Source organism: Buttiauxella warmboldiae, assembly GCF_003818135.1.
Lineage (GTDB): Bacteria > Pseudomonadota > Gammaproteobacteria > Enterobacterales > Enterobacteriaceae > Buttiauxella > Buttiauxella warmboldiae.
Map to the genome: position 1 here is coordinate 1 of NZ_RPOH01000064.1, position 13,199 is coordinate 13,199.

General features: G+C 49.4%; 10 protein-coding genes and 3 pseudogenes. 6 read left to right on the forward strand and 7 right to left on the reverse strand.

Going from position 1 to position 13,199, the window contains the following annotated elements; genetic code table 11:
* A pseudogene (locus EHN07_RS14700) lies at nucleotides 1–152 on the reverse strand (Gfo/Idh/MocA family protein); the annotation flags it as partial.
* A gap of 63 nt (nucleotides 153–215) precedes the next feature.
* On the opposite strand from EHN07_RS14700, the gene EHN07_RS14705 reads away from it, so the two are divergent.
* Nucleotides 216–1,508, forward strand: coding sequence for a Fic family protein (locus tag EHN07_RS14705; RefSeq protein ID WP_124024844.1), 1,293 nt, complete (start codon nucleotides 216–218; stop codon nucleotides 1,506–1,508).
* A 62-nt stretch (nucleotides 1,509–1,570) separates the two neighbouring features.
* On the opposite strand, the pseudogene EHN07_RS14710 reads toward EHN07_RS14705, so the two are convergent.
* The 4 genes and pseudogenes from EHN07_RS14710 to EHN07_RS14725 all read right to left on the reverse strand — a co-directional run bounded on the left by EHN07_RS14710 (nucleotide 1,571) and on the right by EHN07_RS14725 (nucleotide 4,654).
* Nucleotides 1,571–1,813 (reverse strand): annotated as a pseudogene (locus tag EHN07_RS14710) (type II toxin-antitoxin system RelE family toxin).
* Nucleotides 1,803–2,045 carry a type II toxin-antitoxin system RelB/DinJ family antitoxin gene (locus EHN07_RS14715; RefSeq protein ID WP_124024845.1) on the reverse strand — a complete coding sequence of 81 codons (243 nt, stop codon included), beginning with the start codon at nucleotides 2,043–2,045 and terminating at the stop codon, nucleotides 1,803–1,805. Before EHN07_RS14715 ends, EHN07_RS14710 begins: the two are co-directional and overlap by 11 nt.
* A 254-nt stretch (nucleotides 2,046–2,299) precedes the next feature.
* Nucleotides 2,300–3,159: pseudogene (locus tag EHN07_RS14720) on the reverse strand (PA4780 family RIO1-like protein kinase).
* A 286-nt stretch (nucleotides 3,160–3,445) separates the two neighbouring features.
* Nucleotides 3,446–4,654 carry an ROK family transcriptional regulator gene (locus tag EHN07_RS14725; protein WP_124024846.1) on the reverse strand — a complete coding sequence of 403 codons (1,209 nt, stop codon included), beginning with the start codon at nucleotides 4,652–4,654 and terminating at the stop codon, nucleotides 3,446–3,448.
* Between the two features lie 342 nt (nucleotides 4,655–4,996).
* Between EHN07_RS14725 and EHN07_RS14730 the strand changes: the two genes are divergently transcribed.
* The 5 genes from EHN07_RS14730 to alsC all read left to right on the forward strand — a co-directional run bounded on the left by EHN07_RS14730 (nucleotide 4,997) and on the right by alsC (nucleotide 10,258).
* Entirely contained in the window at nucleotides 4,997–5,992 is a 996-nt protein-coding gene (locus EHN07_RS14730) for an ROK family protein (RefSeq protein WP_208647000.1), read from the forward strand.
* 12 nt (nucleotides 5,993–6,004) lie between these two features.
* Nucleotides 6,005–6,655 carry a D-sedoheptulose-7-phosphate isomerase gene (locus tag EHN07_RS14735; RefSeq protein WP_124024847.1) on the forward strand — a complete coding sequence of 217 codons (651 nt, stop codon included), beginning with the start codon at nucleotides 6,005–6,007 and terminating at the stop codon, nucleotides 6,653–6,655.
* 51 nt (nucleotides 6,656–6,706) lie between these two features.
* Nucleotides 6,707–7,654 carry a D-allose transporter substrate-binding protein gene (alsB, locus tag EHN07_RS14740; RefSeq protein WP_124024848.1) on the forward strand — a complete coding sequence of 316 codons (948 nt, stop codon included), beginning with the start codon at nucleotides 6,707–6,709 and terminating at the stop codon, nucleotides 7,652–7,654.
* 76 nt (nucleotides 7,655–7,730) lie between these two features.
* Nucleotides 7,731–9,242 (forward strand): sugar ABC transporter ATP-binding protein, encoded by a 1,512-nt coding sequence (locus EHN07_RS14745; RefSeq protein WP_124024849.1) that lies wholly within the window; start codon nucleotides 7,731–7,733, stop codon nucleotides 9,240–9,242.
* Between the two features lie 26 nt (nucleotides 9,243–9,268).
* Nucleotides 9,269–10,258, forward strand: coding sequence for a D-allose ABC transporter permease (gene alsC / locus EHN07_RS14750; protein ID WP_124024850.1), 990 nt, complete (start codon nucleotides 9,269–9,271; stop codon nucleotides 10,256–10,258).
* Nucleotides 10,259–10,323: 65 nt separating this feature from the next.
* Here the strand turns inward: alsC and EHN07_RS14755 are convergent, their stop codons facing one another.
* Nucleotides 10,324–10,833 (reverse strand): DUF2165 family protein, encoded by a 510-nt coding sequence (locus EHN07_RS14755; protein WP_167467321.1) that lies wholly within the window; start codon nucleotides 10,831–10,833, stop codon nucleotides 10,324–10,326.
* A gap of 46 nt (nucleotides 10,834–10,879) precedes the next feature.
* Nucleotides 10,880–13,078, reverse strand: a complete 2,199-nt coding sequence (locus tag EHN07_RS14760) for a TonB-dependent receptor (protein ID WP_124024852.1) — start codon at nucleotides 13,076–13,078, stop codon at nucleotides 10,880–10,882.
* Nucleotides 13,079–13,199 lie beyond the last annotated feature (121 nt).

Here is a 13,199-nt window from a genome sequence, read left to right on the forward strand (position 1 = left end):
CCGTTTTCCACCACCCATGAGCTGCCGTCTTCCATCAGCAGGGTGCTCTGCACGCTGTCCCGGGTGTCGATACCCCGGGCGGCCAGCAGGCGCTTCTGCCCGACGGCGTAGACCGATTTCACCTCCTGCCCGCTGAGATAGCGCACCAGGGTAATAGCAAAACACCGCCCCAGCGGCTAAACTATCTCAATAATGATATAAATTGAGGTAGATTGATGAAGCCGCCCGCGCTTTTGCCGCTTTCCGGCATCCCGGAAGAACAATTTCAGAGCCACCAGCACTACAGCCGCCTTCTGGATAGCAAAGGGCGCTATCTGCCATTTGGCGATTTTCGTCACCGGGTAAAGCGCGGGGAAGACGTTGCACTAGCCTGGACTCTCACGCGCCGGGCGAGAGATGCCGCGCTACAGCGGGTTAACTTCCATAACGAAGCCGGGGAACAGGCCGGGTTTTACATCACGCCGGGCATTGCCGAAGCGTGTGCCCTGGTGGATACCGCCACCAGCCAGGCGGCATTAAACCAGCAAACCGCGGCATTACGAGGCGCAGGCGCTGAGTTGAGCGAGCTGCTGCTAAACGAACCGATTACCAGCAGTCAGCTTGAGGGCGCTAACACAACCACGCTGGTGGCGCGCAACATGCTGGATACCGGGCGTAAACCCCGTACCGAAGATGAGCACATGATCGCTGGCAATGCGCGGTTAATGGCCGAAATCCCTGTACACCTTAAAGAGCCGTTGACCGTAGAATTGATCCGGCACTTCCATGCCGTGGGCATGGACGGCATCGATGACGACAAATACACGCCGGGCACGTTCCGGCAAACCGATGATGTTGTGATAGCCGACTATGATGGAAACATTGTCCACCAGCCACCAAAGGCCGACACCATACCGGAACGGCTGCAGATGGTTTGTGACTTTGTCAACGACACCGGCGGGGCCTATATCCACCCGCTCATCAAGGCGTGCGCCATTCACTTTATGATTGCCCATGAGCATCCATTCAGGGATGGCAATGGGCGCACCAGCCGGGCTTTATTCTATTGGTTTATGCTCAGGCACGGTTATGCTGCATTCAAATACATCTCGATCAGCACGCTATTGCACGCCTCATCGGTGAAATATGCGCATAGTTACCAGAACACCGAGCGTGACGGCATGGATTTAACCTATTTCCTGGAATACCAGGCAAGCGTTATTACCCGCGCGGTAAGAGGTTATCTGGCACACGTTGAAGGGCTGGTATTGCGGCGTGCCGCACTGGATAGAGTTTTATTTGAGTCCGGCGCGCTGGGGCGACTTACTCCCCGCCAGATCACAGCGTTGAACATCCTGAGCGCGACGCCGGGCAAGCTGTTTTCTGTGGCTGAGATAGCCGTCAGCCTGGGAATTTCTGACAATACGGCAAGAACAGCGCTAAAAGCCCTGGAGCGGGAGTCGCTGGTGGAAGGTGTGCAGAGCAACGATCGGCAAACGCTATACAGAACACAGTCTGATTTGTGTTGATCGCTTCACTATCTCGGAGTGAACAGTCGTTCGTAGGTGGTGTCGTAAACTGCGTTTTTATCTCATTTGCCGACCGCCACTACCAATATGACTAACTCACCATCCTCGACTTTATAAACTAAACGGACAGCTGCGGCGCGGAGCTTTATTTTGTAGCAACCTTCAAGCCCCCGCAGTCGGTTAGCGGGTCAGTGTGGGTCTTCGACCAATTTCGCTAACTTCTTTTTAAACCGATCGCGTATGCTGGCATCCAGCCTGTGCCATTCTTCGAAAGCGTCTTCGTAAAATTCAATTTCATAGGTCATCAAGTTTTACACGTATCCGTTTGCCCGGATTAGCCAGGCGAGCACGCGCCAGTTCGATGATGTCAGCATCTTCGTCTGCCAGTAATGCGACCTGCACCGGTAAGCGGTTATTTTGCGCAACGTACTCAAGGACCAGGCGTACGGCTTCGGAGGTTGTAATGCCTAATGCATCAAGCGCTGCACCAGAACGCACTTTTAAATCGTCATCAATGCGGATGTTCATAGTTGCCATATGCGTGGCTCCATTGTATTTACATTTGTGTAGGCAACTACAGGGTCACAGGCAATAAAAAACCTGTAAAGACGGTTTGTTTATGCTTTGCCACCGTTATTACCATCACACGTCACTGTGTGCACCGTGACGACCAGCAAGACATCATATAAACAGGTTAACCAGGCAGACTCTGCCTCTAAAGTACCGCCAGACACCATTCCGCCGGTGCAATCCATCACCGAGCCCGCCCTGCGGTTTTATCAATGGTTTTATCAATCGTACTGTTGATCGCGTTCTTTTGCTGCCCGCTGGCGGTCGTAATACTCATCTTCTGCCGTGGTGATTTCATCCAGCAGTGAATCCATATCCACGTCATGCTTCTCTTCGACAAAGAGGCCGGTTAGCGGGGTTTCCGGGGTTAGCTTGCCGTCTTCAAACAGCATCCAGATCTCTTTCGCATAACGGGTTTGCAGCAATTGCGGAGCGAACTGGCCGTAATAGGCGGTGATGTTATTCACATCACGTGCGAACATGGTTTCCGCATGGTTGTTGGCGGCGGCATCCACCGCCTGCGGCAAGTCGATAATCACCGGGCCTTGCGCATCAAGCAGCACGTTAAATTCTGATAAATCACCGTGCACAATACCGGCACACAGCATGCGCACGATATTGCGGATCATCGTTGCGAAATCAGCAACGGCGTTTTCTTCCGTCAGGGTGACATCGCTAAGGCGTGGCGCGACCGCCCCTTCAGCATCAGTCACCAGTTCCATCAATAGCACCCCGTCAATGCACAGATAGGGCTGCGGGACGCGTACCCCGGCGTTAGCCAGGCGGAATAGCGCATCGACTTCCGCCGTCTGCCAGGACTCTTCCTGCTGCTTGCGTCCGAATTTTGAGCCTTTTTGCATGGCACGGCTATTACGGGTGTTACGGACTTTACGCCCTTCCTGGTACTGCACGGCCTGCTTAAAGCTACGTTGCGTAGCCTCTTTGTACACTTTGGCACATTGAATTTGATCACCGCATAAAACGGTGTAGACGTCAGCTTCTTTGCCGCTTTTCAGGCGCTGCAGCACATCGTCTATCAGGCCATCATAACCAGAGGTTGGATTCGATTTGGGATTTTCATGCGGCTTTATACCTTATCTCAGCCGATTTTCGTATCAATAATACCGACGGCAGCGGGTGAAGTCTGAATGGGGTGTTTAACTTATTGTTTTATCATTATTGGGTAGCAATGCAAAGCTGGAGACGCAACACGCAGATACACCCACTCATACCCGGCTTGCTGCGATAAATGGGTAGGCAAAGAGAGATTATTGATTGCGGCACGGACTTGTCGCCCGCCTGGTTTGGCACAATTCGCAAAGGCCAGGATTCATTCCCGGCCCGTCAGGTAAAGTTCAAGGCTCCACTTAAAGCTTAATATTACCGTTGAAAATATTTTCACTGACGATGGCAATCGCGCCAACCAACGGTGCGCTGGAGCCAAAAACCGAATGCACAATTTTCACCTGGCGATTTTCATTAAAGCCAGGCGAACGGCTAATATTGCGAATCAGGGTTTCTTCAATAAAATCACCCGGCACGTTGTGTTCATAACCGACAATGATGAAATCGCTATCGATAAGCGCCAGCGCATTGGTCAGGGACCAGGTGAGAAAGCGGCAAAACTCATCCAGTACGCAAACGGCCAGCGGATCTTGCCGATGGGCGGCATCAATGATGTCGGTTAAAGAAGGCATCGTTTGCTGTAGTAACTGAGAGGAGAGATTCAGCTCCCTGAGGGCAGTAATACGCTTGCGAAGGTTGTGAATATTGGTGTAGTAGTCAAGGCAGCCGCGGCTACCACAGGCGCAGAGCGGGCCTTCAAAATTAATTGAGGTATGGCCGATTTCACCACTTTGCCCGATATTGCCGGTATGCATTTTGCCATTTAAAACCAGACCAGCCCCGATGCCGTTCATTAGATGGATATAAAGATAATTTTCGATATTTTTCCCTGTCCCGTAGAGCTTTTCTGCCAGCGCGGCGGCATTAGCGTCATTAATAAGGAAAACAGGTGAGTGGGTTAAGCCCTTGAGTATTCCCACGGCGTCAAAGTTGCTGACATCACCAAACTCAGGGGGATGTAAAAGAAGACCACGAATTTCATCAAGCGGGCCTATAGAAGAAACTCCAATGCCAATGATTGGGCGGGATGTCCTTTTTATCAGGTTAAGGTAATGTTCGGATATTAAAGCTGCAAGACTTTCATTATTAAGTTCCTGGGGGTAATCCACACATTGTTTATCAATAATATTGCCCGCGAGGTCACCTGTCACCAGCGTTAGCCTATCCCTGCGAATTAAAACACCACAAATACAAAATGACTCAGGGCTTATCATCAATAAAACTGGTTTACGTCCGGTTTGATAGTCATCAGAAAGCTGCTGAGACTCGGCAACCAGATTTTCAGCAATCATTTCCTGAATCAGGTTTGACAATGTCATCTTTGTCAAACCTGTGTGCCGGGCGAGCTCAGCACGAGACATCATTTTATGGGTTGCAAGCAGTCGTAGAATAGAAAGGCGATTGTTTTCCTTTATGTCATTGAGGTTCATTCCCTTCTTCACTTGCATCATGCTTTACCTTTTCCTGGCGCTGGTTTTCGTCATTCCAACGAAGAATAACATACCCGTAATCAATATTCCTCCTCCTGAAATTAATCGCTAACTCTATCCTCACATCCTTCCTCAGGTGAAGCTTAACCCATGGTAAACGAGATTTTTATGACTGAATTTATTATAAAATTTTGATTTATATGGTTTTATTTGTTCACTATTTTTGTGTTGAGATGTTAATCACATATTGCTAAAAAAAGGTTATTTAGTTAGTAAACTACATTTACTAACTATTTTTTTGCGATATAAATCTTGCGGTAACCTCAACAATCATCCCGTATCAGTAGCGCGGTGGCTTATTAATTGATATTTCTCAGAGGTGTCATGAATCAACGAATTATAGGCGTGGATATTGGTGGGACCAAGTGTGCCATTTCATTAGGTATGATTAATGAGGCAGGGGTGTCACTGGTTGATAAAATTATTTTTGGTACGGCCAGCTTTGCATGCGTTGATAAGGTGATTGATGAAATAAAGTCATCGATTAAAAAAATAATTAACCAGAATGCATTAAGAGAAGAAAATATTAACGCCATTGGAATAAGCTGTGGTGGTCCGCTTGATGCCAGAGCCGGTGTTATATTATCACCGCCAAATTTAATTGGCTGGGATAATATTGCGATTGTCCAGATCCTCAAAGAAAGTTTCAATGTGCCGGTAAAATTACAAAATGACGCCAATGCCTGCACGCTGGCTGAATGGCGATTTGGCGCAGCCCGTGCCTATGAAAATGCGGTGTTTTTAACTTTTGGCACGGGACTTGGCGCGGGGATGATCCTCAATGGCAAGCTCTATTCGGGAAGTAATGACATGGCGGGTGAAGTTGGACACATTCGCCTCGCAAGCTTTGGGCCAGTGGGTTACGGCAAGATGGGATCGTTTGAGGGGTTTTGTAGCGGCGGCGGCATTGCTCAACTGGCTAAAAGTAAAGTTTATGAAAAATTCCAGAGGGGGCAGTCCGTTTCATTCTGCTCTGATATTACGGCGCTTGAAGCACTCGATGCACGCCTCGTTGCTGATGCTGCAAGGGAAGGAGATTTGCTGGCAAAAGAAATCTTTGCGTTAAGTGGTGAGTCACTGGGCCAGGGGCTGGCGATACTGATTGATATGCTTAATCCACAAGTCATTGTCATTGGTGGGATTTTTACTCGCTGTCGCCAGCTGCTCTGGCCTTCCGCCCAGGCCGTTTTGCAACGTGAATGTCTGGCATCCTCGCTTTCCGTTTGTCAGATAGTCCCGGCAGAGCTGGGTGATAACGTGGGTGATTTTGCAGCCCTTGCGGTAGCGCTTAATGATTAAGCTGGAGTCCTGATGAAAACAACAACCCAACAGATTCTGCATAAAACTTTCATTGATACGCCTGCATTGCAGGTTTGTGAACCGTCGATTGTCAACGCCTGGGAAATTCTGGTTCGCTGTTTTAAACAGCAAAATAAACTACTGCTTTGTGGTAATGGGGGGAGTGCTGCCGATTGTGAGCACATTGTCGGAGAGTTGATGAAGGGGTTCGTGCTGCCACGGACGCTACCCGCCAGCGTTCAGGAAAAAATCAAAGCGGCCTGGCCCGATCGCGGAGACTATCTTGCCAGCCATCTTCAGGGGGCTTTACCGGCTATTTCACTGGTAAGCCACACCAGTTTTAGCACCGCGTTTATCAATGATGTTGCAGCAGATATGGTCTATGCCCAGCAGGTCTACGGCTATGGTCAAGCGGGCGACGTGCTGATGGCGTTAAGCACCTCTGGTAACGCAGAGAATGTGCTGAACGCCGCCAGAATTGCTGAAGTCTGCGGTATGGAAACGGTTGCCATTACAGGGAGTAAGGGGGGAGAAATCGCACGCTTAGCCCATTGCGTGATTTGCCTGCCTGCGGACAAAACCTACCGTATCCAGGAATACACGCTGGTGGTCTACCACTGCCTGTGCGCCATGCTGGAAGCGGAAATATTTCTGGCGCAATAATTTTAACCCCGAACCCGGTTCTGAACGTCACAATAACAAAAGGAATGCACCATGAAATTACGTAACGTTGCTCTGTCCTGCGTGCTGTTATCCGCCGTGTCGCAGGCTGCTATGGCGGCAGATGTTGCCGTGATTCTCAAATCTCTCTCCGATCCATTTTTCCTCTCGGTGAAACAAGGTGTTGAAGAAGAAGCGAAAAAACGCGGCGTAAGCGTTGATTTCTTTGCTCCTGCCAGCGATGCCGATCCGCAAGGGCAATTGCGCCTTCTGGAAGATGCAATAAATAAGAATTATAAGGGCATCGCCCTTGCGCCAACGTCGCCCGTAAGCCTGGTCAGAGCCATTGCTAAAGCGAATAAGAAAGGTATTTACGTGGTGAATATTGATGAGAAAGTCGATATTCCACAGCTGCGTTCCGTTGGCGGTAGTATCGTTGGCTATACCGGCACTGACAACGTGATGTTAGGAGAAAAGGCGGGCAAGTTTATAGTCAAACAGCTGGGCGAAGAGGGGGGGAAAGTCGCTATCATCGAAGGTAAACCGGGGTATTTTGCCAGCGAAACGCGTAAAAGTGGCGTAACAGCCGGGCTTAAAAGCAGCAGTAAAGTCACCATTGCTTCAAGCCAGCCCGGTGACTGGGACCGCGTAAAAGCGATGGACGTGACGGCAAATATTTTACAGCGTTATCCGGATATTCGGGCCATCTACTCTGCCAATGATGTGATGTCGCTGGGTGTGGTACAGGCAGTTAAGAATGCCGGGAAACTGGGCAAAGTGATGGTTGTAGGTACTGATGCATCCCCTGAGGCTCGTGACTCGATCAAACGTGGCGAGCTGACGGCATCCATTGCCCAGAACCCGCAGGCTATAGGTTCAATGGGACTGACTATGCTGCTGGATGCCGTCAATAACAAAGTCCCTATGGACCCAAAAGCCGAGCCTAAATTTATACCTGTAGATACCTACATTGTGACTAAAGATGGCAGGGTTGACGAGTAACAGCAGCGGCACAGCTCACCCGGCTGTGCCCATTGTTATCCCCTGATGAGGTTACCTGGATTCAATGAGGTAGATTATGACCCGGCTTGTTACGGTTAATAACATCGTTAAGAAATTCGCAGGCACCGTTGCTTTGCAAAATGTCTCTTTTGATATTTTAGCGGGTGAAGTGCATGTCCTGTTAGGGGAAAACGGTGCCGGTAAATCGACGCTGATGAAAATCCTCTCCGGTATTTACGCGCCGACCTCTGGCGAAATAGTGCTCGGCGATAATGCCTGGAATACACTAACGCCAACGCAATCCCGGGAATTTGGTATCCGGCTTATCTACCAGGAATTGTCGGTTATTGACTATCTGTCAATTGAGGAAAACCTGTTTGTCGGAAGTATACCCACGAAAAAGATTCTGGGTATTCCCGTGGTTGACCGCTCATTTATGCGCAATAAAGCCAGAAAAGCGCTGGCGCGTGTTGGGCTGAATCACCCGCCACAAACGCTGGTTGGCAAACTCTCTATTTCCGAAAAGCAACAGGTTGAAATTGCCAAAGCGCTGGTGGACGATCCCCGCGTTATTATTATGGACGAGCCAACGTCTTCCCTGAATGATGAAGAGGTGGCAAGGCTGTTTGCCATTATTAATGACTTACGGCGCTCAGGGATGGGGATTGTTTATATCTCCCATAAATTAAAAGAAATTCCCGTTATCGGCGATCGCGTTTCTGTTCTCAAAGATGGCTGTTATGTGGGGACCTGGGACGCCAAAACCACGCCTGTTGAAACGCTGGTTGCCCGCATGGTTGGGCGTGAACTCAGCCATGCCCGGCCTGACGGTCTGAATGTTGATAAAAGCGTGAAGGTGTTTGCAGTTGATTCGCTGGCTTCAAAAGATGGCAAGGTCAATAACGTTTCATTCGATTTGCACCGCGGCGAGATTCTGGGTTTTGCTGGCTTAATGGGGGCTGGCCGTAGTGAATTAATGGAAACTATCTTCGGCGTCAGGGCTAAACGCGCAGGTACGCTGACGTTAAACGGTAAACCCTTGAACATTAAAAACCCAACCGATGCCATCCGTGCAGGTATCGCTTTTGTGACGGAAGATCGTCGGCGTACCGGCTTTTTCCATAATTTTAGCGTCGCGGAAAATATATCCATTCTGCCCTACGTGAAATCATCATGCCATGTACTCTCTCTGGGAAGACTTGATTATCAGGCAGAGAAAGCGTTAGGTGAACAGTATAAAAAATCACTGAATATACGTTGTGCGTCAGCGAAACAGTCGATAACGCAACTTTCCGGTGGGAATCAGCAAAAAGCGATTATTGCAAAATGGCTGGCAGCAAAGAGCGATCTGTTTATTTTTGATGAACCCACACGCGGCATTGATATTGGTGCTAAAGCTGAAATTTATGCCATTCTGCGGCAGCTGGCCAGCGCCGGTCGGGGAATTATTATGGTTTCCTCTGAATTACCAGAGCTCTTATCGGTGTGCGATCGAATCGTCGTTTATCGTCATGGGCAGATAGTCACCTGTCTGGATAATAAAGATGCAACGGAAGAAAAAATTATGCATGCGGCTACCGCGTGCTGAACAGCATTGTGATTACGGAGTGCTTTATGAGTAAATCAAATGTGATTGTACCGGCAGTGAATAATCCTTCCCGTAACTTTTCGACGCTCTGGCAGGAATATGGTATTGTTGGCGTGCTGATCTGTCTGTTTATTATTTCTAGTATTCTTTCTCCGCAATATTTCCTGACCAGTGACAACCTAATCCAGATCCTGCTGCAAAGCTCGGTGATGGTACTGCTGGCCTGCGGGGTCTTCTTTACCATCTTGATTGCAGGTATCGATCTCTCCGTCGGATCTATTCTGGCGTTAACCGGTATGGTTACCGCGCAAATGATGATGGCTGGCTGTCCTGTCTGGATAGCGATTCTCGTCGGTGGGGTGATGCTCGGCGCGGTATTGGGGCTGATCAATGGCTTTTTGGTTAACATGACCGGGCTGCATCCCTTTATTATCACGTTAGGAACCGTGGCCGTTTACCGCGGATTGACGCTGATTATTTCAGATGCTCGTTCGGTTTTTGGTTTCGATCCTGCTTTTGGTGATGCTATCGCGGGCAACCTGTTTTCTATTCCCGTACCGGTCATTATTGCACTGGTGATGGCGGTAATTCTTTGGTTTATTACTCGCCATACAAAACTGGGTCGTAATATTTATGCTATTGGTGGCAATGCCCAGGCCGCCTGGTTCTCTGGTATCAATATTAAATATCACACGCTTGTTGTATTTATGATCTCCGGGATCTGTGCGGGGATCTCAGGTGTTATTACCGTGGCACGCACCGCTGCCGCTGAACCCAATGCAGGTATTGGTTTTGAAACCTTTGCGATTGCTTCAGCCATTATTGGCGGCACCAGTTTCTTTGGTGGCCGCGGGCGCGTCTTTGGCGTGGTGGTGGGGGGGCTAATTATTGGCGTGATCAGTAATATTCTGAACCTGATGAACGTGCAAACTTACTACCAGCAAATCGTTATGGGGGCATTGATTATTGTCGCCGTTACCATTGATAAATTACTCAGCAGCAGTGAAGGAAAATAATTCAGAATATAATTTCTGCCACGCAGTAAGCCGCGTGGCAGAAATCACATAAATAATCTTTAACTTTATGCTGATTCAGGTTTTTTCTCGTCTCTGTCCGGAATGATGAGGTAAATCAGAATAAGGATTACCATGGTGAAAATCCGAAAGGACGCATTGAGGCCATTCCATGTTTTTGACATCCACATGCCAAACCATTCCCCGCCTACCGACATAAATCCGACCTGCCAGAGAATAAAAGCAAGCGTTAATGCTATCACGCCCCAGCGTTTTGCATGGTTAAAGGTTTTTGCTGACTGCTTACGGGCGCATAACATCATCCAGCTGCCATACCAACCAGCTGCTGCGATGACGCATTCAGTGATGATGATTATCAAATAGAATAGATGATGTAACATCGGGTTATTGATGGCCCGATATTTTATCGTGGCATCGGGAAAAATAGTATCCATCATCAGCACATGTTGCACAAAATCAAAATTTGTTTGGTAGTCAGTAATATTACCAAAGGCAACCAGCGTGGCATAAAACGAAACGGCCGCCAGTAAAATTAACTTGCTATATCTAATTGTCAGCATAATTATTCATCCTGTGATTAATGAAACTAACTCTGTTAAATGCTCAGAAATAATATTGGTAGCTGATTCCCACCGCCCGGCCTTCTCTCACTGTTCCGACATGCGCATCCTTTCCCGTACCGCCATAAGCTGGATCTAATGCCGGATAATAGAATCCATAAACCGGGCTGCGGTTATTTAACAGGTTGGTGGACCATAGATAAACATCGCCATAGATACTTTTGAAACCCAGGCGGGTGTTAAGCAAGTGGGTTTCACCTAGCTCGAAATTATTGCCAATATCAGCCTCACGCGGGCTGCCGTAGCGATAGCTTAGGTTGGCGTTAAACACCACGGGCAAGTTCGCCAGCTGCATCGGACGCGAATAATCCGTGGCGAATGAGGCCCCCCAACGCGGTACATCAGGAATGCGGTTGCCCTTTTTGCCGCCAGACTTGCTGTTTTCAGGGAGCTGAGTGAGCGTTGCCAGCGTGTAGTCAACGCCCATTTTCACTATCAAGTCAGCGTCAGGTCTCCAGGTGGCGGAGAACTCCGCACCTTTACTTTCGGTATCAAAGTTTTCGGTGACGGTGGCGAAACTGCGGCTGGGGTCGAGCAAAGTATAGTAATGATCGTCATGAGTGCGGCTGTAGAACAGCGCTGGGTTAAGCTCCAGATTAAGCGATGAAATCAGCGCCTTCGCGCCCATCTCATAGCTGTTAATGGTGCTGGGCTTATAAGGGGTGGAAGGCTCTCCGCTGGCAATACTGGTATCCCAGTTACTGAATCCGCCCGATTTGTGCCCCCTGGACCATGAGCCATAAAGGTTCCAGTCATCGCTTAGCATATAGTTCAGGCCAATGCGGCCGGTGAAATAACGTTCAGACAGCGTCTGGTTATCGTTCTGCTGCGTTGGGCCCTGGCCTGCATAGTTCGGATTGGCATTCCAGCGGGCGCGATAAGCTAATTTTTCCCAGGTGTGGCGCAGGCCGGTAGTTAAATCCAGCCGGTTAGTGAGGGGAAGGGTTGTCTCGCCAAACAGGGCAAAACTGTTGTTGGTAAAACGCCGTTGAAATTGCGCATTCATCGGGTCGCTCTCCCATCCGGGCATCTCATTCCAGCCGCCGTTATGTCGTAGGGTACGCCCGGAGTGGATATAATTTATGCCGGATACCCAGAAAAGAGGGCTGCCGGCCGTTGAGCCCAGACGTAGCTCCTGAAAAAATTGTTTCTGCCGGTTGCTGAACATCCGCCATGAATTATAGTGGGTGCCATACAGACGCTGGCTGGTACGCGCATCAATAGTCGGCCCTGAGGAGGAGTGGTAGTAATTCCCCCAGCCGGTGACATTGGTGAGCTGAAGTTCATCCCAGCGGTGCTGCCAGTTAAAGGTCAGGGTTGTGTCGTTTCCCCAGTCGTCCATTGAGCCTTTGGGCAGGCTGATTTTGTCGCTACCATCTAACAGCGTCATGCCCACGGCATTATGGCGCTGGCGTTGATGATCGACAGTTAGCAGCAGGCTGTCCTGCTCGCCCGGCTGCCAGCCGAGGCTGGCTCGGCCAGTGAGATTCTGCGGATGGCTAAGTGGCCGATTACCGTCCTGCTCATTTTTTAACGCGGCATCTTTGCGGTCGTACTGTAATGCCACGCGACTATTTAGCGTGTCGGTCAGCGGTGCATTCACCACCATTTCGCCAAGAGCATGCCCACGGGTTCCCCATTCACCACCAATATGGCCTGTAAATAAGCTAGTTGGCTTGTTTGACGTCACATTGATTGCTCCCGCCTCGCTGTTGCGTCCAAACAGCGTTCCCTGTGGTCCTTTCAGAATATCTACCTGCTCGATATCCAGCAGGCGGCTGGTGATGTTCCCCACCGGAACCGGCACGCCGTTTAGCATGGTAACAACCGAAGTATCATCGTTACTGACCTGGTTAACCGAGCCCACTCCCCTGATCTTGATGGAGGATTCGGGATTTTGCCCGTCGGTGTTTAGTGCCAGCCCCGGTGTTTGCCATAGCAGGCTTTGTCCATCTTTGATTTGCCCCTGCTCCAGAGCAAGGTTGTCCTGATGATTGACGGTAAAAGGAATTTTTCGATTTGATTCCGGCACAAACCGCGCGTTGACCGTCGTTTCAACCGTTAACACCTCTTCTTTTGTCTCAACCGGTTGCTGGCCAGATTTATCCGGCGCTGCGGCATAGCCGGGGGGGATCATAACCAGCATGCTCCAGCTAATCACTGACCAAGAGTGGAATTTCATCTTGCCATTCTCCTTTGCAGAATATAGATTGATGTTATGTTATAACATAATAATTAAAGCGGGCAACCATTCGCGATTAAGTAATAATTATTTTTATTTTAGGGAGTTAGGAGGTAACGCG